Raw genomic sequence first — 19,690 nt, 5'->3', positions numbered from 1 at the left:
TCACGGATTACCGTACTTTACGTTTCGTTTCCGCCGCTGAGCCATACTTAACAGTTCAAGGGCTCACGAGGAACGACGCGATGCAGCTGTTTATCGGCTTTGACGTAGGTGGAACGCACATTAAACACGGCGTGATTGATGAGAACGGCAGGGAAATTGTGTCTGATGAATACGATACGCCCGAAGATGAAAACGCCTTCAAAAAGAAGTGGAAAGCGGTGGTTGCCGCCTATCAAAAGGAACATGACATCGCTGGCATCGGCGTGAGCTTTCCCGGCCACATCAATCACCATACCGGCGAAGCGGCAAAAGCGGGGGCGCTCGACTACCTTGACGGCGAAAACCTGTGCGAACTCTTTGCTGGCCTGACCGATCTCCCTGTCACCATTGAAAACGACGCCAACTGCGCGGCGCTGGGTGAACGCTGGCAGGGCGCGGGCAAGGACTACGCGCATTTCGTGTGCATCACGATAGGAACCGGCATCGGCGGGGGAATTGTGATGGAAGGCGATCTCTATCGCGGCTCACACTATCGGGCGGGAGAGTTTGGCGTGCTTCCGGTCGGCAATAACGGCGAGTGCATGCACGAGGTGGCGTCTGCCAGCGGCCTGATGAAGGCCTGCAGCCGCGCGCTGCGGCTTTCTGAAGATGAAATGCCCCACGGCGAGGAGCTGTTCAAGCGCATGGAGAGCGACGTCCATCTGCACGAAGCCATTGAAGAGTGGGCGCATTTTTTGTCCCGCGGCGTTTACAGCGTGATCTCCATGTTTGACCCACAGGTGGTGCTGATTGGCGGCGGAATTAGCGAGCAGGAGAAAATTTACCTCCTGCTCGATAAGTATTTGCAGCGGTTCGAAGAGTGGGAAGCGCTCAAGGTGCCCATTCTGCCCTGCGAACTCGGTAACCAGGCGGGACGGCTGGGCGCGGTCTGGCTGGCGAAGCAGAACGCTTAGGGGAACAGCTGCGCGTCGCGAAGCACATGGTCATTGCCGCGACGGCGCGTAAACCCAATGCGGTTGAAATACTCCAGGATCTGGATGGCCAGCTTGCGCCCCACGTTAAGCCGGTCGCGGAAGTCCGCCGCACAGGTCGATCCCCGCGCCCGGTCAAGCTCGCGGATCATGTTGGCAAACGCCACAATCCGATCGTTACGGTAATAACGATCTTTCACGATCGCCACTATTAGCCCCTGCTGCGCCGCGTGGCGTAACACCTGACGCATTATCTGCTCGTCGGTATTCGTTTCGCGGGCGAGATCGCGAACCCACCACGGCTCATCGCCGAACAGAGGAGCCGCTTTTAGCCAGGCTGCTTCCTGCTCTGTGGTAAAGCCCGCCTTGTGATCCGGCAGATGCAGCCAGCCGTGATGGCTGGCGATCTCGCCGCTTTCGCGCATGTTTTCAATCAGCAGCAGTACCAGCGCATCGTCTTCCATCGGCAGCGCCATGCGCCGCAGACGTTCACGACCGGGGCCGGGTTCATCCTGATGCTGCTCATGATAGGTCGCAAGCGTGGTGAGGATTTTACGCTGCCAGCGCGCCGCAACGGGCGCATTCAGCAGGCTGTAACCGGACTGGATAAAGCCGGGCTCCTGGGTCAACAGGCGCAAACCCTCTCCGCTCAGCTGGCGGGCCCATGCAAAATCGGCAAGGTTGACTGCGCCCCGTTCGAGATGGACCAGCAATGCGGATTTATCATCGCTGGCCTGCGCCAGCGTCGCCAGCCACTGAAGATACTCTGGCTTACGCTTGCCGCGACGCGGCGGATTGAGCGTCACCACGCGCGCGCCTGCCAGCGTTTCCCGCGCCGAGATGTCGCGCAGCACCAGACGATCGTTATCCGCTAGCCAGAGCGGGGAATCGAACACCAGCTCAGCGAGGTCGTTCTCCAGCAGCGATACGCGCCCGGTAATATGGCTGGCCGCATGGTGAATATGCAGCGGCTGCCACTGCGTGAGCGGAGTATGGGCCTGCAGGGCAACAATCACCCGCTCGGACGGTTCAGGTGGTGCATCAGCAAGCAGCCAGTCTCCCCGATTAAGCTGCTCTTTTTCTGCATCACCGGCGATATTCAGCGCAATACGCTGCCCGGCATACGCCCTCTCCGTTGGCTGATTCTGGGCATGCAGTCCGCGCACGCGCATGGGCTTGTTAACGCCCGTGAGCCACAGCGTGTCGCCTACCTTCACTTCGCCGCTCAGGGCCGTTCCCGTCACCACCAGGCCTGCGCCCTTTACGGTAAACGCGCGGTCGATAGCCAGGCGGAAACGATGGTGATCGGCGTGCTCGCGAGAGGGCAACTGCTGCAAATGGTCGCGAAGTTCGTCAATACCGCGTCCTTCTGTCGCCACCGTGACAAACAGTGAAGCATCCGAAAAACCAAACTCGCGCAGCGTCGCCTGCACCCGATCGCGTACCTCCTCAATACGGGCGTCATCTACGCGGTCGGCTTTTGTTAGCGCAACGGTCAGCTGCGGGTTGCCCGTAAGCTGCAGGATCGCCAGATGCTCGCGCGTTTGCGTCATCACGCCGTCGTCGCAGGCCACCACCAGCAGGGCATGGTCAATACCCCCGACGCCCGCCAGCATGTTAGAAAGAAACTTTTCGTGGCCGGGCACGTCAATAAATCCCAGCACGCGGCCATCCGGCTGTGGCCAGTAGGCATAGCCCAGATCGATGGTCATACCGCGCTTTTTCTCTTCCGGCAGACGATCGGCGTTTACGCCGGTGATTGCCTGCAGCAAGGTGGTTTTTCCGTGGTCGACGTGACCGGCGGTGGCAATAATCATTTCAACAACATCTCCAGAAAACGCGCTTCATCTTCAAGACAGCGTAGATCCAGCCACATTCGGCCATCGTAAATTCGCCCGATAATCGCCGTCGGCAAGGCTCGCCAGCGCGCCGACAGCGCCTCAAGCTGGCTGCCGCGCCCGTCGCGCGGCGTGAACGTCAGAGCTTCGCTCGGCAGCCTGTCTACCGGCAGCGACCCGCTGCCGATTTGCGACTGGCAGGATTCGAGGCGCACATCAAAATCAGCATAGTGCGGCGCGATCTCGGGCAACAATAACTCCCCCTGCGCGCGAATCGAAGCCGCATCGCGGGACAACATACGCAGCGTTGGCAGGCGCTCGGCCAGCTTCTCCGGGTGGAGATAAAGCCGCAGCGTGGCGTCCAGCGCGGCCAGCGTCATTTTATCGGCACGCAGGGCGCGCTTCAGCGGGTGCTGCTGCAGTTGCGCTATCAGCTCGCGCTTGCCGACGATGATCCCCGCCTGCGGCCCGCCCAGCAGCTTGTCGCCGGAGAAGCTGACCAGGCTTACGCCCGCCGCAATCATCTCCTGCACCATAGGCTCTTTTGGCAGCCCGTACTGGCTCAAGTCCACCAGCGAACCGCTGCCAAGATCGGCAATCACCGGAATATTCAGCTCGTGACCTATTGCGGCCAGCTCCGCCTCGTCGACCGTTTTGGTAAAACCTTCAATATGATAATTACTGGTATGCACCTTCATCAGCAGCGCGGTATTTTCATTTACCGCCGCGCGATAATCTTTCGCATGCGTGCGGTTTGTGGTGCCGACCTCGTGCAGCGCACAGCCGGCCTGGCGCATGACGTCAGGAATGCGAAACGCCCCGCCTATCTCCACCAGCTCGCCGCGCGACACCACCACCTCTTTGCCGCTCGCCGTGGCGGCCAGCATCAATAGCACCGCCGCCGCGTTGTTATTCACGATACAAGCATCTTCCGCCCCGGTGATCCTGCAGAGGAGATCCGCCAGCGCGCGGTCGCGGTGGCCGCGCCCTGCTCCGTCCAGATCGTACTCCAGCGTGACCGGGGAGCGCATGGCCTGCGTGACCGCCGCCACCGCCTCGTCGGCCTGTTGCGCACGCCCGAGGTTGGTGTGCAGAACCGTTCCCGTCAGGTTAATCACCGGGCGCAGCGCGCTTTGCGCATTCTCAGCCAGCCTCAGCTCAACTTCCCGCTCCCACGCTTCGCACCAGGCGGGCAACGCATTCTCCGCCTGAATATGGCGCCGGGCTTCGTCCTGAAGCTGGCGTAGCATCTCGACCGTCGCGGTATGGCCGAACAGCGCCAGGGCAGCGTGAACGCGAGGCTCACGAAGCAAACGATCGGTCGCGGGAATTTGGGTATAGAGGGAGTGATGAGTTGTCATGAAAGCGCCTGGCGAGTGAATATCTTCCCCCCTCCCGACGGGAGAGGGAGTTAACATGTGGTGGGATTGTACCGCCTCCCGCCGCGAAGTGTTATATCCCGCATCAAGCCTTTGGCGGTTCGGTCTGGGCAAAGCTTTCGCGCTGGAAGAGGGTTTCCGCCAGCTTCACCAGCTGCGGGCGCTCCACGCACCAGCCGGGGGACACGCGGCGGAAGTTGAGATAGCCAATCGCGCAGGCGATGGCAATCGTCGCCAGGTTTACCTCCTCATTCTTAATTTTACCGTCCCGAATGAGCTGCTCGCACATGTCCAGGCTGCGGCTGATTTTTTCACGCTGGCGCAGCAGCTCGGTTTCTGACTGCTGCACGGCAGGTCTTGCCTGCTCGCGTACGGAGGCCAGCCCCGCATCCATAATGCCATCGGCCAGCGCTTCAATTTGCTTTATCGCCAGCGCAGCCTTAGGGTCGGCGGGCAGCATCCGCGGCGCTACGCCGAGCAGCTCGATGTAGTCGGCAATAATGGGGGAATCAAACCAGCATTCGCCTTCGTCCGTCACCAGCGCAGGGACTTTCCCCAGCGGGTTGTACTGCGCCACGCCGTTTTCGGCGTTGTAGGGCTGTTCATTTATGAATTCAAACTCAATCCCTTTCTCCAGCAGGAGAATCGAAATTTTACGCACGAAGGGACTGGTGTAGCTGCCGATGAGTTTCATTGCCTGATCCTGAATATCCATAAAGAAATCAGTATGGATCAAGGCGAAAAAAAAGGCAGGTATGCGTATCGCATTCCTGCCTCCGTCGGGGAGATTAATGATCCAGGTAGAGGTAGTGCATCCAGCTGGTCATGCGTAACAGGACCTTACGCATCACCGAAACGTGGGCGAAGTGGTCAGAATAGACCGCCACCTGGGCATAAATGCCGTCCGGCAGAGCATCGACATCCGCGTTTGGCTCCAGCTCGATGAGCGCCTGCACGCCGTCGGTACCCGGCACAACGGTCAGCGCCTGCAATGCGCCCTGCGCCTGATATGATCCTCCGGGCACCACCGGCAGGACGCTGGTGAGTTTGCCGGAGAAGACCTGGCCCGGCAGCGCGTTAAACACCACTTCCGCCTCATCGCCCGGCTTCAGGCGCAGCAGCGAGTTCTGCCGGAACTGCGCCACGATCTGACGTTTCTGTTCAGGAATAAACACCATCACCGGGCGCAGCGGCAGCGCGGCGGCGTAGGTTCCCGGACGGATTAGCACCTGGGTGATATAGCCGTTGCTTGGGGCACGCACCACGGTCTGATCGAGGTTATAGGTTGCTTCGGCTAGCTGGGCGCGCAGGGACGCAATCTGCGACTGCTCGCCATTGACCATGCTGTCCAACTGGCTTTGTATCTGCGTCTGTTCTGCAACGGAGCCTTTCACCATCGCATCCTGCGCGAGATAGTTCTGACGGGCGTTATCGATATCGCTCTCAGAGAACGGGTTAACCTTCGCCTGGCTGCCTTTCAGATAGCGCTGATAGTCTTTAAACAGACGGTCGCGTTCGGCGGACACGCGGGTGGTGTTGGCGACCGCTTCCGAAAGCTGCGCTTTCAGGTTATCGATATTGTGCGTGGCGGTTACCAGGTCAGCCTTCAGCCTGTCGACGCGTGCCTGGTAGCGGCCCGGATCGAGTTTAAATAACACCTCGCCTTTTTTAATGAGCTGATTATTTTTATCGGTCACTTCCGTGACGATCCCCGTTACCTGCGGCGTAATCGGAATAGAAATAACCGCTTTTTGCGCCGTAAAGGTATACGGATGGTTATAGTTCATTAACAGAATGAGGCCCGCAACAATAAAGACGCCGCCCAACGTTGCGGTGGCAAGCGTCCATTGATTGACCGGAATGCGGAATATTTTAAAGATAGCCCACGCGAAGGCCACATAGGTCAGAATAATTAACAGATCCACGATCAGTGCTCCAGCGTTTTCTTATCAGCAGCGGGCTGTGCCGCGGCGAGCTTTTGCTCTAACTCTGCCACGCGTTTGGTCAGGGCATCCATGCCGGGAACCTCATCAGGCGTGGCGATATGATTCTGCATACCCCAACCGCGGTCTTCCCGGTACAGCGTGGCCCAAATCCACAGGAACGGCCAAATAGCATGGAGCGTGAACAGGCTGATCCAGCCCGCCGTATGAATCGCATCGGCATGCGGATGGTTACGCTTTTTGGCCATATTATAGGGAATGTCATGAATAGCGATGATTCCGTAAAACAGAACCAGGAATACAAAAATTAATACGCCCAGCGCGAAATAGTTGAGAAACATATTCTCCTCACTTTAACAACGTCAACTCATTAAATTAATAAAATGATATGCAATCTAATTAATTTATTTTTAAATACAGAGCCTGTATTTATTATTTCAGAGCCGGGGAGTATGGTTTTTTATAATATCTCCACGCAAGTTTATAAACGTGTCAAAATATATCCTGAATAATAATCTACTTAACCTTACATTATGAGCGTAATCCAGCTTTAACTTTTTCGCCAAATGCACCCAGACAAATCCGCATAAAAATATTTTGTGAATTCAGTCACATTCCAGAAACAAACCCACGACAAGCTGACGTGATGAAGATCACAAAACAGGGGCGGTTTTGCTGCTTTTCTGGCCGTTGCATTTATTTTGTACCGTGTTTTTGTGATGCAGATCACTTCAATAATCTCTCTACCCCCTACATTTACGTGACTGCGATCACATAAATTTTCGCCGTCTGGACAGTTGAACGATTCAGTGCCAGATTTCACAGCATCAGAACAGGGCCCGGCTACCTCTGCCGCCGCACATTAACGATAAACCTCGGGCCGCAAGCCTAAGCGTAAACATAAGAAGGGGTGTTTTATGTCATCCGATTTCAAGATCAAAGTTCAAAGCTTTGGTCGTTTTCTCAGCAACATGGTGATGCCAAATATCGGCGCGTTTATCGCGTGGGGTATCATCACCGCATTGTTCATTCCGACAGGGTGGTTGCCTAACGAAACGCTGGCGAAACTTGTTGGCCCAATGATTACCTATCTGCTGCCGCTGCTCATCGGTTACACCGGTGGCCGTCTGGTTGGCGGTGACCGCGGCGGCGTGGTGGGTGCTATCACCACCATGGGCGTGATCGTCGGTGCGGATATGCCGATGTTCCTCGGCGCCATGATTGCCGGTCCTCTGGGCGGCTGGGCGATTAAGAAATTCGACGTCTGGGTTGATGGCAAGATCAAGTCCGGCTTCGAAATGCTGGTGAACAACTTCTCCGCGGGCATCATCGGGATGATCCTCGCGATTCTGGCGTTCCTCGGCATTGGCCCTGCGGTTGAAGTCCTGTCCAAAATTCTGGCGGCGGGCGTTAACTTCATGGTGGCGCACGACATGCTGCCGCTGGCGTCTATCTTTGTTGAACCGGCGAAAATCCTGTTCCTCAACAACGCCATCAACCACGGTATCTTCTCACCGCTGGGTATTCAGCAGTCTCACGATCTCGGCAAGTCCATCTTCTTCCTGATTGAAGCGAACCCGGGTCCGGGTATGGGCGTACTGCTGGCGTACATGTTCTTCGGTCGCGGCAGCGCGAAGCAGTCTGCGGGCGGCGCGGCAATCATCCACTTCCTGGGCGGTATCCACGAAATTTACTTCCCGTACGTGCTGATGAACCCACGTCTGATCCTGGCCGTAATCCTCGGCGGTATGACCGGCGTGTTCACCCTGAGCGTGCTGGGCGGTGGTCTGGTTTCTCCAGCTTCCCCGGGTTCCATCCTGGCGGTACTGGCGATGACCCCGAAAGGCGCTTACTTCGCTAACATCGCGGCAATTTGCGCGGCAATGGCGGTCTCCTTCGTTGTCTCTGCCATCCTGCTGAAAACCAGCAAAGTGAAAGAAGAAGACGATATTGAAGCGGCGACCCGCCGTATGCACGACATGAAAGCGGAATCCAAAGGCGCAACCCCGCTGGCGGCTGGCGATGTCTCTAACGACCTGAGCCACGTGCGTAAAATCATCGTTGCCTGCGACGCCGGTATGGGCTCCAGCGCAATGGGTGCAGGCGTACTGCGTAAGAAAGTGCAGGATGCGGGCCTGACCAACATCTCTGTGACCAACAGCGCGATTAACAGCCTGCCGCCGGACGTTGACCTGGTGATCACGCACCGCGATCTGACCGAACGCGCCATGCGTCAGGTACCGCAGGCGCAGCACATTTCCCTGACCAACTTCCTCGACAGCGGCCTGTACACCAGCCTGACCGAGCGTCTGGTCGCGGCGCAGCGTCACGAAGACAACGAAGTGAAAGTGCGCAGCAGCCTGCAGGACAGCTTTGACGAGAGCAACGCTCACCTGTTCAGGCTGGGCGCGGAAAACATCTTCCTCGGCCGTACCGCGAGCACCAAAGAAGAGGCGATTCGCTTTGCCGGCGAGCAGCTGGTGAAAGGCGGCTACGTTCAGCCAGAGTACGTTGATGCGATGCTGGAACGTGAGAAGCTGACCCCGACCTATCTGGGTGAATCCATCGCGGTTCCGCACGGTACGGTTGAAGCGAAAGACCGCGTGCTGAAAACCGGTGTGGTGTTCTGTCAGTATCCGCAGGGCGTGCGCTTCGGCGAAGAAGAAGACGATATTGCCCGTCTGGTGATCGGTATCGCCGCTCGCAACAACGAGCACATTCAGGTGATTACCAGCCTGACCAACGCCCTGGATGACGACACCGTCATTGAGCGTCTGGCCAACACCACCAGCGTAGAAGAAGTTCTGGCACTGCTGAACAAGTAAGTTCCGGTCTATCCCCTCTCCCCTTTGGGGAGAGGGCTAGGGTGAGGGGAAAGTTATGCGGTTCCTCACCCCAGCCCTCTCGGGTAAAAACATTAGGAAGGTTAATACTATGAAAGCATTACATTTTGGCGCAGGTAATATCGGTCGTGGCTTTATCGGCAAACTGCTGGCAGACGCGGGCATTACGCTGACATTCGCCGATGTGAATCAGGTCGTCCTGGATGCCCTGAATGCCCGTCATAGCTATCAGGTCCACGTGGTGGGCGAAAACGAGCAGGTTGAAACGGTATCGGGCGTGAATGCGGTGAGCAGCATCGGCGACGATGTTATCGATCTGATCGCCAGCGTTGACCTGGTCACCACGGCGGTAGGCCCGGTGGTGCTTGAGCGCATCGCCCCTGCGGTCGCTAAAGGCCTGGCAAAACGTAAAGCACAGGGTAACGACGCCCCGCTGAACATCATCGCCTGTGAAAACATGGTGCGCGGCACCACGCAGCTGAAAGGGCACGTTCTCGCCGCCGTTGCGGATGAAGACAAGACCTGGGTTGAAGCCCACGTTGGCTTTGTTGATTCCGCCGTTGACCGTATCGTTCCGCCATCAGAATCCGCCACCAACGATCCGCTGGAAGTCACCGTGGAAACGTTCAGCGAGTGGATCGTTGATAAAACCCAGTTTAAAGGCGCGCTGCCGACCATCCCGGGCATGGAGTTAACCGATAACCTGATGGCATTTGTCGAACGTAAACTCTTCACGCTGAACACCGGGCATGCTATAACCGCGTACCTCGGAAAATTGGCCGGTCATCAGACCATCCGTGACGCGATTCTCGATGAGAACATTCGCGCTGTGGTAAAAGGTGCAATGGAAGAGAGCGGCGCGGTGCTGATCAAACGCTACGGTTTTGATGCTGAAAAACACGCAGCATATATCCAGAAAATCCTCGGTCGTTTTGAAAATCCGTATCTCAAAGATGACGTTGAGCGCGTGGGCCGTCAGCCGCTGCGCAAGCTGAGTGCAGGCGATCGCCTGATTAAGCCGCTGCTCGGCACGCTGGAATACGGCCTGCCGCACGCCAACCTGGTGAAAGGGATTGCCGCCGCGATGCACTACCGCAGCGAGCAGGACCCGCAGGCGATTGAGCTGGCTCAGCTGATTGATGACAAAGGCGCGCAGGCTGCGCTGGCGCAGATTTCCGGTCTGGACGCCAACAGCGACGTGGTTGTGGAGGCGGTTGACGCGTATAACGCAACCAAATGATGCAGAATGCGGCGCAGGTAAGCCTGCGCCCAAACAACAGATTGTCAGATATGCAGGCAATAATGGAACAAACCCAGGCCTATGAAAATCGTGTGCTTGAGCGTCTGAATGCTGGCAAAACCGTACGAAGCTTCCTGATTGCCGCCGTCGAACTACTGACCGAGGCGGTGAACATTCTGGTGCTTCAGGTGTTCCGCAAAGACGACTACGCGGTAAAATATGCTGTAGAACCGTTACTGGACGGAGACGGACCGCTGGGCGATTTGTCGGTACGCCTGAAGCTGATTTACGGTCTTGGCGTGCTGAGCAGGCCGGAATATGAAGACGCTGAACTGCTGATGGCGCTGCGCGAAGAGTTAAATCATGACGGTAACGAATACAGCTTTACCGATGATGAGATTCTGGGGCCCTTCGGCGAGCTGCACTGCGTGACCGCACTGCCCCCTGCCCCCCATTTTGATAACAGCGATCCTGAGCTGTACGCGATGCAAAAGCTGCGTTATCAACAGGTTGTCCGTTCCACAATGGTCCTTTCCCTGACTGAGCTGATTTCCCGAATCAGCTTAAAAAAAGCGTTTCAGAAGTAAGCCTGCGCACATTGGTGTATCCTTCCCTGTAAATCCCCCGTTTTTAGAGTCATTTGTCATGAAAGAAGTCGAAAAGAACGAAATTAAACGCCTGAGCGACCGTCTGGATCTGATCCGCCACCAGATGGCTGGCCTCTCCCTGGTCGATTCCGCCGAGAAGTACGCCGAGCTAGAGAAGGAAGCCGCCACGCTGGAAGCGGAGATCGAGCGCCTGCGCGAAGTGAAAGGCCAGAAGCTGAGCAAAGAAGCGCAGAAGCTGATGAACATGCCGCACCGTCGTGCGATCACCAAAAAAGAGCAGGCCGACATGGGCAAGCTGAAGAAAAGCGTCCGTGGTTTGGTGGTGGTACACCCGATGACCGAGCTTGGCCGCGAAATGGGCCTGAAAGAGATGACCGGCTTCGCCAGAACTGAATTCTAAGATTTGCTGTTTACAGTATCTCAGGCAGTTATCTGTTCAATCAGATAACTGCTTTAATTTAATCCCCCCCTCTTACTCGCTGAAATACTATCCCGCACGCCTTTACACCCGCTCAAACATTCTTACCATGAATGATTCGCTCAGAATAAATAATACTAAACACAGAAATTAGGAATACTAAATTATATTTAAAGATTTCAAATGATAATCTTCGACACGTTTTGCAATTTTTTATTACAAGAAAAGGATAACTTCTTGTTAAGACATAACGTTAAGGAAGAACTATGTTTGCCGTTAAATCTCTTTATTATTCATTAATCATATCATTGCCTTTTATTCTATCCGGCTGCGACAGAAAACTCGACACATTTGACGCCGCAGAATTCAGCGCGCAGCAGCAAGCCCAGTTAAAAAGAATTGAGCAACTTGAGAAACAGCAACAGATTCTTGTGAATAATGAAAAAGTTATTGCTAAAGCGGTCGGCCATATTGATGCCAGAGAGAAGGCTTCAACCTATACAGAACTCGATCCAACCCAAACCCGCTTTTTTGTTTTGAATAACGGTTCGATTGGGCTGGCAGGCCGCATTATTTCAATCGCCCCGACCACCGATGGAAGCATCATTCATATTTCGCTAGTTAATCTTTTAAGCGTACCTGTTGCTAACATTGCCTTCCAAATGGCATGGGGAAACGAAAGGCCCAAAAACAAAGAGGCGCTTACTCGCTGGCAGCAGCTTTTATTTAGCACAAAAATGGATTCAAGCATCGAGTTACTGCCTGGGCAATGGAAAGATATTGACCTTACATTGAAAGGCGTATCACCGAACAACCTTAAATATCTGAAAATGAGTATTAATATGGACAATCTCATTTTCGGCACAAATAAAACGTCAAAATCTGACGTTAAAAAAAGTAAAAAATAAAGCGTCAACATTTTAAAGACTAATGAAAAGGACCTATCACTTTGAACAAAATTTTTAAAGTTATCTGGGATGCATCCACTGGCACATATAAAGTAGCAAGTGAGACTGCAAAAAGTCGTGGAAAAAAAACCGGCGCTAGAAAATTAGTCTTGTCCGCATTAATCGGCATGAGCAGCCTGGCGTCAGCAGTTAATGTGTTTGCCAATACCGGGAACGATACGGGCACAGGCGTAACCGAAGAGGGTAATCCAGCAGGAAACGGCTGGATTGCAATCGGTACGGGCGTAACGGCAAATACCTATACCAGCGGTGATGGTGCCAGTGCAGCACTGGGCTATTACTCTTCCGCAATGGGTCTCTGGAGTACCGCAATTGGCTCCTACAGTAAATCCGACGGCGACGCATCGCTGGCGCTGGGTGTTAAAGCTAGCTCATCTGGCGACCGCAGCATTTCTGTGGGTGCATCTTCTAAGGCTAGCGGTAGCTATTCAATGGCATTGGGCGTAGTAGCCAATGCAACGGGCACCGATTCCGTCGCCTTGGGTAACGGCGCAAAATCAACGGGAAATAACGCCGTCGCACTGGGACACAAAGCGGATGCTAACGCCGTCGATTCTATTGCTATCGGTAATGGTGCAACCGCCAGCGGCGATCAAAGTATCGCACTTGGTAAAAATGCAGAAGTTACGGCCCTCAATTCCGTTGCACTCGGTGATGGTTCTAGTGCAGCCGAGGATAATACCGTTTCAGTAGGGAATGCGAATACACAACGCAGAATCACTTATGTCGATAAAGGCGTAATTACCGCCAGCAGCACCGATGCCGTTAACGGGTCGCAGCTCTATAACTTGAGCTCATCCGTGGCCACCCGCCTGGGCGGCGGTGCATCCGTAAACGTAAACGGCACGGTAAATGCCCCTAAGTACGTATTAAGCCACGGCACGTATAACAACGTTGGTGACGCTTTAGTCTCCATAGATACCTCTGTGGCCGACATTTCTGAAGATGCTCTGCTGTGGAACGACGCTGCCAGTGCATTCAGTGCCGCGCACGGCACCACTACCACTAACAAGATCACCAACGTCGCGGCAGGCGCTCTGGCCGCAGACAGCACTGATGCCGTTAATGGCTCACAGCTGTTTGCTACCAATCAGGACGTGGCCCAAAACACCACTGATATCACCACCCTCAATAACAACGTCACTGACATCACTACCTCTATTACGGGCCTGACCGAGAATGCGCTGTTGTGGGATGAAACCGCCGGTGCATTCAGCGCCGCTCACGGCTCCTCTGCCACCAGCAAGATCACCAATGTTGCCGCAGGCAACCTGGCGGCGGACAGTTCCGATGTGGTTAATGGTGCGCAGCTGTATGCAACCAACCTGCTGGTTGAGGAAAACAGCGAGGCCATTAGCCAGATTGCCGGGGATACCAGCACGACATACATCACGAATAACGGCTCTGGTGTGAAGTATGTGCGCACTAACGATACGGGCTTAACCGAAGACGATGCGCATGCGTCGGGTGTCGGTGCGACAGCTATCGGATATAACGCCGTTGCGTCTGGGGCGAGCAGCCTGGCTCTTGGTCAAAACAGCACGAGCAGCATCGATACCGGTATTGCGTTAGGCTCAGGCTCGATCGCCGATCGAACCGTCGTCGCCTCAAGTAAAGCGACGCAAACTAACAGCGATGGCACTATCACAGTGGGCCATGACACCACCGATCGCACTCTGCTGGGCGCGCTGTCATTGGGTAAAGACGGTGAAAGCTATCGCCAGATCACCAACGTTGCCGATGGTACTGAATCGCAGGATGCTGTAACCGTACGTCAGCTGCAAAATGCAGTCGGCGCCGTTGCCACGACAGCAAGTAAATATTTCCATGCAAACTCCACGCTCGAAGATGCCCTGGCTGTTGGCACTGACGCTATTGCAGTGGGTGCAAAAACGGTTGTGAACGGCGATGCGGGTGTAGGTATGGGGACGGGTTCTATCGTTGACCAAACAGCGACAAATGGTATCGCCATCGGGACCAACGCGCATGCAAGCTACGCTGACAGCATCGCGATGGGCAGCAACTCGATGACTACCGTGGGCGCTCAGAGTGGATACACGGCTTACAACCTGAGCGACGCGCAAACTTCTGTAGGTGAATTCTCGGTTGGCAGCTCAACCGGTCAGCGCCAGGTCACTAACGTTGCCGCTGGCTCTGCGGACACTGATGCAGTTAACGTCGCTCAGCTTAAAGTCACCGACAGCAAAGTGGCAGAAAACACCACGAATATCTCCAACCTTGTAAACCAGTACAGCAGCCTGGATAACCGCGTAACCACGCTGGAAACGTCCCTGGGTGATATTACTGTATCCGGCGGTTCCGATTATCTGGCGGTGAATTCAACTGGCGATGTTGCTATCGCAACAGGTGATGAAAGCGTGGCGATTGGCGCATCGTCCACGGCGTCAGCCAACAACAGCGTGGCGTTAGGGTCGGGTTCCATCGCGAATGAGGAAAACACGGTATCTGTCGGTTCCTCAAGCCAACAGCGTCGTATTACCAACGTCTCGGCGGGGGTAAATTCCACTGATGCTGTTAACGTGGCTCAGCTGAAAGCTTCCGAAGCAGGTACCGTGCGTTACAACACCAATACTGATGGCTCTGTAGACTACAGCGTAATCAACCTGGGTGACGGAAACGGCAGCACCACGCGGATTAGCAACGTATCGGCAGCGGTGAACAATACCGACGCCGTTAACTATACGCAGCTAAAACAAAGCGTTGAATCGGCGAACACCTATACCGACCAGAAAATGGGTGAAATGAACAGCAAGATCCGCAACGTGGAAGACAAAATGAGCGGGGGTATTGCCTCTGCAATGGCCATGGCAGGCCTGCCTCAGGCTTACGCGCCAGGCGCCAGCATGACCTCTCTCGCGGGAAGTACCTATAACGGTGAAACCGCCGTTGCGCTGGGCGTTTCAATGGTCAGTGAGAGCGGTAGCTGGGTCTACAAGCTGCAGGGGACCAGCAACAGCCAGGGCGATTACTCCGCGGCCATCGGTGCGGGTATTCAGTGGTAATACGGTAACAACAATAGCGTTAATCCTGACAATGGCGATATCCCTGTGGTATCGCCATTTTTTTCTGACGAATAAAATTGGCCCAACCAATCACTCAACCAACCCTTTCCTGGTTCACATTTCCATTATTTGCACTCACAAAATCATTGCTCACCCATAACATTTGGTTAACCATTCGTTGTCATTAACCCTACATCACAATATTGGCAGGACCACTTTTACACAGACTGTGACGCAGAGATGAGCGCAGACTCACCCGCTATTCAGACCGTGTGGTCCCCAGGAGACCTGCATGAGCCTCTGGCAACAAAACTACGATCCGGCCGGAAATATCTGGCTATCGAGCCTGATCGCATCGCTTCCGATCCTGTTCTTCTTCTTTGCGCTGATTAAGCTCAAGCTGAAGGGCTACCTCGCCGCGACGTATACCGTTGCCATTGCGCTGATGGTGGCGCTGTTTTTCTACAAAATGCCGGTCGATCGCGCGCTGGCCTCTGTCGTATACGGCTTCTTCTACGGACTGTGGCCGATTGCCTGGATCATCATCGCCGCGGTCTTCGTCTATAAAATCTCGGTAAAAACCGGGCAGTTCGACATTATTCGCTCGTCGATCCTCTCCATCACGCCGGACCAGCGCCTGCAGATGCTGATCGTCGGCTTCTCCTTCGGGGCGTTCCTGGAAGGAGCTGCAGGTTTCGGCGCACCGGTGGCGATCACCGCGGCGCTGCTGGTCGGGCTGGGCTTTAACCCGCTGTATGCCGCTGGCCTGTGCCTGATTGTGAACACCGCGCCGGTCGCCTTCGGCGCAATGGGGATCCCGATTCTGGTGGCCGGACAGGTGACCGGGCTGGACAGCTTTGAGATCGGCCAGATGGTGGGCCGCCAGCTGCCGTTCCTGACCATCATCGTGCTGTTCTGGATCATGGCGATTATGGACGGCTGGCGCGGCGTGAAGGAGACGTGGCCTGCGGTGATGGTGGCGGGCGGTTCGTTCGCGATTGCCCAGTACCTGAGTTCAAACTTCCTCGGCCCGGAACTGCCGGACATTATTTCATCTCTGGTATCACTGGTCTGTCTGACGCTGTTCCTGAAGCGCTGGCAGCCGGTGCGCATCTTCCGCTTTGCCGATATGGGCGCGTCGCACGTGGATCAGACCCTCGCCCGCACCGGCTATACCGCCGGGCAAATCGTCCGCGCCTGGTCACCGTTCCTGTTCCTGACCGCCACCGTGACGCTGTGGAGCATTCCGCCATTTAAAGCGCTATTCGCTCCGGGCGGCGCGCTTTACGACATGGTGGTTAACATTTCCGTGCCGTTCCTCGACAAGATGGTTGCCCGTATGCCGCCGGTCGTACACGACGCCACGCCGTATGCGGCGGTGTTCAAGTTCGACTGGTTCTCCGCCACCGGCACGGCGATTCTGTTTGCCGCTATCCTTTCCGTGGTGTGGCTGCGCATGAAGCCTGCCGCCGCGGTGCAGACCTTTGCGGCGACGATTAAAGAGCTGTTGCTGCCGATCTACTCCATCGGGATGGTGCTGGCGTTCGCGTTTATCTCGAACTACTCCGGCCTGTCGTCGACGCTGGCGTTAGCGCTGGCGCATACCGGGCACGCGTTTACCTTCTTCTCGCCGTTCCTCGGCTGGCTGGGGGTATTCCTGACCGGTTCTGATACCTCATCGAATGCCCTGTTTGCCGCCCTGCAGGCGACGGCGGCGCAGCAGATTGGCGTGTCGGACGTGCTGCTGGTCGCGGCGAACACCACCGGCGGCGTGACCGGGAAGATGATCTCTCCGCAGTCCATCGCCATTGCCTGTGCGGCGGTAGGGCTGGTGGGGAAAGAGTCTGACCTGTTCCGCTTTACCGTTAAACACAGCCTGATATTCACCTGCATGGTGGGGGTGATCACCACCCTGCAGGCCTATGTCTTAACCTGGATGATTCCATGATAGTGATGCCCAGACGCCTGTCCGACGAGATTGCCACTCGCGTGCGGGCGCTGATTGAAGAACAACAGCTGGAGGCGGGCATGAAATTGCCCGCCGAACGCCAGCTTGCCGCCCTGCTTGGCGTGTCGCGTAATTCACTGCGCGAAGCGCTGGCGACGCTGGTCAGCGAAGGAGTGCTGCTGAGCCGTCGCGGCGGCGGTACTTTCGTGCGCTGGCAGCATGACGACTGGTCCGAGCAAAATATCGTCCAGCCGCTGAAAACGCTGATGGAAAACGACCCGGACTACAGCTTCGACATTCTTGAAGCGCGCCACGCCATCGAAACCAGCACCGCCTGGCACGCGGCGATGCGGGCAACCGAGGCCGACAAAGAGAAGCTCAAAGCGTGTTTTGAAGCCACGCAGAGCAGCGACCCGGACATCGCCTCTCAGGCGGACGTGCGTTTTCACCTGGCGATTGCCGAAGCGTCGCACAACGTGGTGCTCCTTCAAACCATGCGCGGGTTCTTCGACCTGCTGCAATCCTCCGTGAAGCAGAGCCGACAGCGCATGTATCTGGTTCCGCCGGTTTTCGCCCAGCTAACCGAACAGCACGAGGCGGTGCTCAACGCCATTCTGGCCGGAGATGCCGAAGCCGCGCGCAAGGCGATGATGGCGCATCTCGGCTTCGTGCACACCACCATTAAACGATTTGATGAAGATCAGGCCCGACAGGCGCGCATTACCCGCTTGCCCGGCGAGAGTGATATTTCCAGGGAGAACAAAGCATGATTATTTCAGCAGCCAGTGACTATCGCGCCGCGGCGCAGCGCATTTTGCCGCCGTTCCTGTTCCACTATATTGACGGCGGGGCCTATGCCGAACATACCCTGCGCCGCAACGTGGAAGATCTGTCGGATGTCGCCCTGCGCCAGCGCGTGCTGAAGAATATGTCTGACCTAAGCCTTGAAACAAAGCTGTTCAATGAGACGCTCTCCATGCCGGTGGCGCTTGCACCCGTCGGCCTATGCGGCATGTATGCCCGCCGTGGTGAAGTCCAGGCGGCGGCGGCGGCGGACGCCAAAGGCATTCCGTTTACGCTTTCTACCGTGTCCGTCTGCCCAATTGAGGAGGTCGCCCCGACCATCAAGCGCCCGATGTGGTTCCAGCTATACGTCCTGCGCGATCGCGGCTTTATGCGTAACGCCCTTGAGCGCGCCAAAGCGGCGGGCTGCTCGACGCTGGTCTTTACCGTGGATATGCCAACGCCGGGCGCGCGCTATCGTGATGCGCACTCCGGCATGAGCGGCCCGAATGCCGCCCTGCGCCGCTACTGGCAGGCGGTTACTCACCCGCAGTGGGCGTGGGACGTCGGCGTAAACGGTCGTCCGCACGATCTGGGCAACATTTCTGCCTATCTCGGCAAACCGACCGGGCTTGAAGATTACATCGGCTGGCTGGCGAACAACTTCGATCCGTCCATCTCGTGGAAAGACCTGGAGTGGATCCGCGAATTCTGGGATGGGCCGATGGTGATCAAGGGGATCCTCGATCCGGAAGATGCCCGCGATGCGGTGCGCTTCGGCGCGGACGGGATCGTCGTCTCTAACCACGGCGGACGTCAGCTTGACGGCGTGCTCTCTTCTGCGCGCGCGCTGCCTGCCATCGCAGATGCAGTGAAAGGGGACATCGCGATTCTGGCCGACAGCGGCATCCGCAACGGGCTGGACGTAGTGCGTATGATCGCCCTGGGCGCAGACAGCGTGCTGCTGGGACGTGCGTACCTGTACGCGCTGGCAACCCACGGACAGGCCGGGGTCGCTAATCTGCTGAACCTGATCGAGAAAGAGATGAAGGTGGCGATGACCCTGACCGGCGCGAAGTCGATTAGCGAAATCAGCCAGGATTCACTGGTGCAGGAGCTGCGCAAGCTGCCTGCCGCGCTGGCACCGCTGTCGCAGGGCGACGCGGCTTAAGGAGCTTCCCCTCACCCTGGCCCTCTCCCCAAAGGGGAGAGGGGATGCTATTCTGCCCCCGAAATTAAGGGGGCAGCATGCTTAACATCGTTTTATTCGAACCAGAGATCCCACCGAATACCGGCAATATTATCCGCCTGTGTGCCAACACCGGCTTTCGTCTGCATATCATTGAGCCGATGGGCTTTGCGTGGGACGACAAACGCCTGCGCCGCGCGGGGCTGGATTATCATGAATTTACCGCCGTGGTTCGCCATCACGATTACGCTGCGTTTCTCGATGCCGAAAAGCCGCAGCGTATGTTCGCCCTGACTACCAAAGGCACGCCAGCACATAGCGCCGTGAGCTATCAGGCAGGTGACTATCTGATGTTTGGCCCTGAAACGCGCGGCCTGCCAGCCTCGATTCTGGATGCCCTGCCTGCTGAACAGAAAATTCGTATTCCGATGATGCCGGACAGCCGCAGCATGAACCTGTCGAACGCGGTGTCGGTAGTGGTGTATGAAGCCTGGCGCCAGCTGGGTTATCCCGGTGCGCTTTTAAGGTAGGCCCGGTAA

15 protein-coding genes and 2 pseudogenes are annotated in these 19,690 nt (G+C 56.3%); 12 read left to right on the top strand and 5 right to left on the bottom strand.

From position 1 onward, the window contains the following. Nucleotides 1–80: 80 nt before the first annotated feature. Nucleotides 81–953, top strand: a complete 873-nt coding sequence (locus E0L20_RS15355) for an ROK family protein (RefSeq protein WP_131634695.1) — start codon at nucleotides 81–83, stop codon at nucleotides 951–953. Here the strand turns inward: E0L20_RS15355 and selB are convergent. The 5 genes from selB to E0L20_RS15330 form a co-directional block, all read right to left on the bottom strand. Beyond that, nucleotides 950–2,788: a selenocysteine-specific translation elongation factor gene (gene selB / locus E0L20_RS15350; protein ID WP_131634694.1), complete on the bottom strand. Its 1,839-nt coding sequence runs from the start codon at nucleotides 2,786–2,788 to the stop codon at nucleotides 950–952. The genes E0L20_RS15355 and selB overlap by 4 nt on opposite strands. Next, the gene (gene selA / locus E0L20_RS15345) at nucleotides 2,785–4,170 is read right to left on the bottom strand and encodes an L-seryl-tRNA(Sec) selenium transferase (protein WP_131634693.1); all 1,386 of its coding nucleotides are present in this window, start codon (nucleotides 4,168–4,170) and stop codon (nucleotides 2,785–2,787) included. Before selA ends, selB begins: the two co-directional genes overlap by 4 nt. A 103-nt stretch (nucleotides 4,171–4,273) precedes the next feature. Further along, nucleotides 4,274–4,882: a glutathione S-transferase gene (locus E0L20_RS15340; protein WP_131634692.1), complete on the bottom strand. Its 609-nt coding sequence runs from the start codon at nucleotides 4,880–4,882 to the stop codon at nucleotides 4,274–4,276. A gap of 94 nt (nucleotides 4,883–4,976) precedes the next feature. Continuing rightward, the gene (locus E0L20_RS15335) at nucleotides 4,977–6,113 is read right to left on the bottom strand and encodes an HlyD family secretion protein (protein ID WP_131634691.1); all 1,137 of its coding nucleotides are present in this window, start codon (nucleotides 6,111–6,113) and stop codon (nucleotides 4,977–4,979) included. A 2-nt stretch (nucleotides 6,114–6,115) separates the two neighbouring features. Further along, on the bottom strand, nucleotides 6,116–6,472 hold the full coding sequence (locus tag E0L20_RS15330) for a DUF3302 domain-containing protein (protein WP_131634690.1): 357 nt from the start codon (nucleotides 6,470–6,472) through the stop codon (nucleotides 6,116–6,118). Nucleotides 6,473–7,048: 576 nt separating this feature from the next. Here E0L20_RS15330 and E0L20_RS15325 point away from each other — a divergent pair. The 11 genes and pseudogenes from E0L20_RS15325 to trmL all read left to right on the top strand — a co-directional run bounded on the left by E0L20_RS15325 (nucleotide 7,049) and on the right by trmL (nucleotide 19,681). Next, nucleotides 7,049–8,956 carry a PTS mannitol transporter subunit IICBA gene (locus tag E0L20_RS15325; protein WP_131634689.1) on the top strand — a complete coding sequence of 636 codons (1,908 nt, stop codon included), beginning with the start codon at nucleotides 7,049–7,051 and terminating at the stop codon, nucleotides 8,954–8,956. A 109-nt stretch (nucleotides 8,957–9,065) separates the two neighbouring features. Beyond that, complete coding sequence (gene mtlD, locus E0L20_RS15320) at nucleotides 9,066–10,214, top strand: mannitol-1-phosphate 5-dehydrogenase (RefSeq protein WP_131634688.1); 1,149 nt, start codon at nucleotides 9,066–9,068, stop codon at nucleotides 10,212–10,214. Further along, nucleotides 10,211–10,801: a mannitol operon repressor MtlR gene (gene mtlR, locus E0L20_RS15315; RefSeq protein WP_131634687.1), complete on the top strand. Its 591-nt coding sequence runs from the start codon at nucleotides 10,211–10,213 to the stop codon at nucleotides 10,799–10,801. Before mtlD ends, mtlR begins: the two co-directional genes overlap by 4 nt. A 58-nt stretch (nucleotides 10,802–10,859) precedes the next feature. Next, on the top strand, nucleotides 10,860–11,222 hold the full coding sequence (locus E0L20_RS15310; protein WP_131634686.1) for a YibL family ribosome-associated protein: 363 nt from the start codon (nucleotides 10,860–10,862) through the stop codon (nucleotides 11,220–11,222). A gap of 284 nt (nucleotides 11,223–11,506) precedes the next feature. Then, nucleotides 11,507–12,148 (top strand): SadB/YajI family lipoprotein, encoded by a 642-nt coding sequence (locus E0L20_RS15305; RefSeq protein WP_131634685.1) that lies wholly within the window; start codon nucleotides 11,507–11,509, stop codon nucleotides 12,146–12,148. 41 nt (nucleotides 12,149–12,189) lie between these two features. Then, nucleotides 12,190–12,321, top strand: a pseudogene (locus E0L20_RS24295) (ESPR domain-containing protein); the annotation flags it as partial. Between the two features lie 183 nt (nucleotides 12,322–12,504). Then, a pseudogene (locus tag E0L20_RS15300) lies at nucleotides 12,505–15,231 on the top strand (YadA family autotransporter adhesin); the annotation flags it as partial. 292 nt (nucleotides 15,232–15,523) lie between these two features. Then, nucleotides 15,524–17,179: an L-lactate permease gene (gene lldP / locus E0L20_RS15295; protein WP_131634683.1), complete on the top strand. Its 1,656-nt coding sequence runs from the start codon at nucleotides 15,524–15,526 to the stop codon at nucleotides 17,177–17,179. Continuing rightward, entirely contained in the window at nucleotides 17,176–17,949 is a 774-nt protein-coding gene (lldR, locus tag E0L20_RS15290) for a transcriptional regulator LldR (protein WP_131634682.1), read from the top strand. The genes lldP and lldR overlap by 4 nt, the downstream gene beginning before the upstream one ends. After that, entirely contained in the window at nucleotides 17,946–19,133 is a 1,188-nt protein-coding gene (lldD, locus tag E0L20_RS15285) for an FMN-dependent L-lactate dehydrogenase LldD (protein WP_131634681.1), read from the top strand. The genes lldR and lldD overlap by 4 nt, the downstream gene beginning before the upstream one ends. A gap of 77 nt (nucleotides 19,134–19,210) precedes the next feature. Further along, nucleotides 19,211–19,681 carry a tRNA (uridine(34)/cytosine(34)/5-carboxymethylaminomethyluridine(34)-2'-O)-methyltransferase TrmL gene (trmL, locus tag E0L20_RS15280; RefSeq protein WP_131634680.1) on the top strand — a complete coding sequence of 157 codons (471 nt, stop codon included), beginning with the start codon at nucleotides 19,211–19,213 and terminating at the stop codon, nucleotides 19,679–19,681. Nucleotides 19,682–19,690: the final 9 nt, after the last annotated feature.

Source organism: Enterobacter wuhouensis, from assembly GCF_004331265.1.
Classification (GTDB): domain Bacteria; phylum Pseudomonadota; class Gammaproteobacteria; order Enterobacterales; family Enterobacteriaceae; genus Enterobacter; species Enterobacter wuhouensis.
The sequence above is the reverse complement of the archived record's forward strand: the minus strand, read 5'-3'. Positions and strand labels throughout refer to the sequence as shown.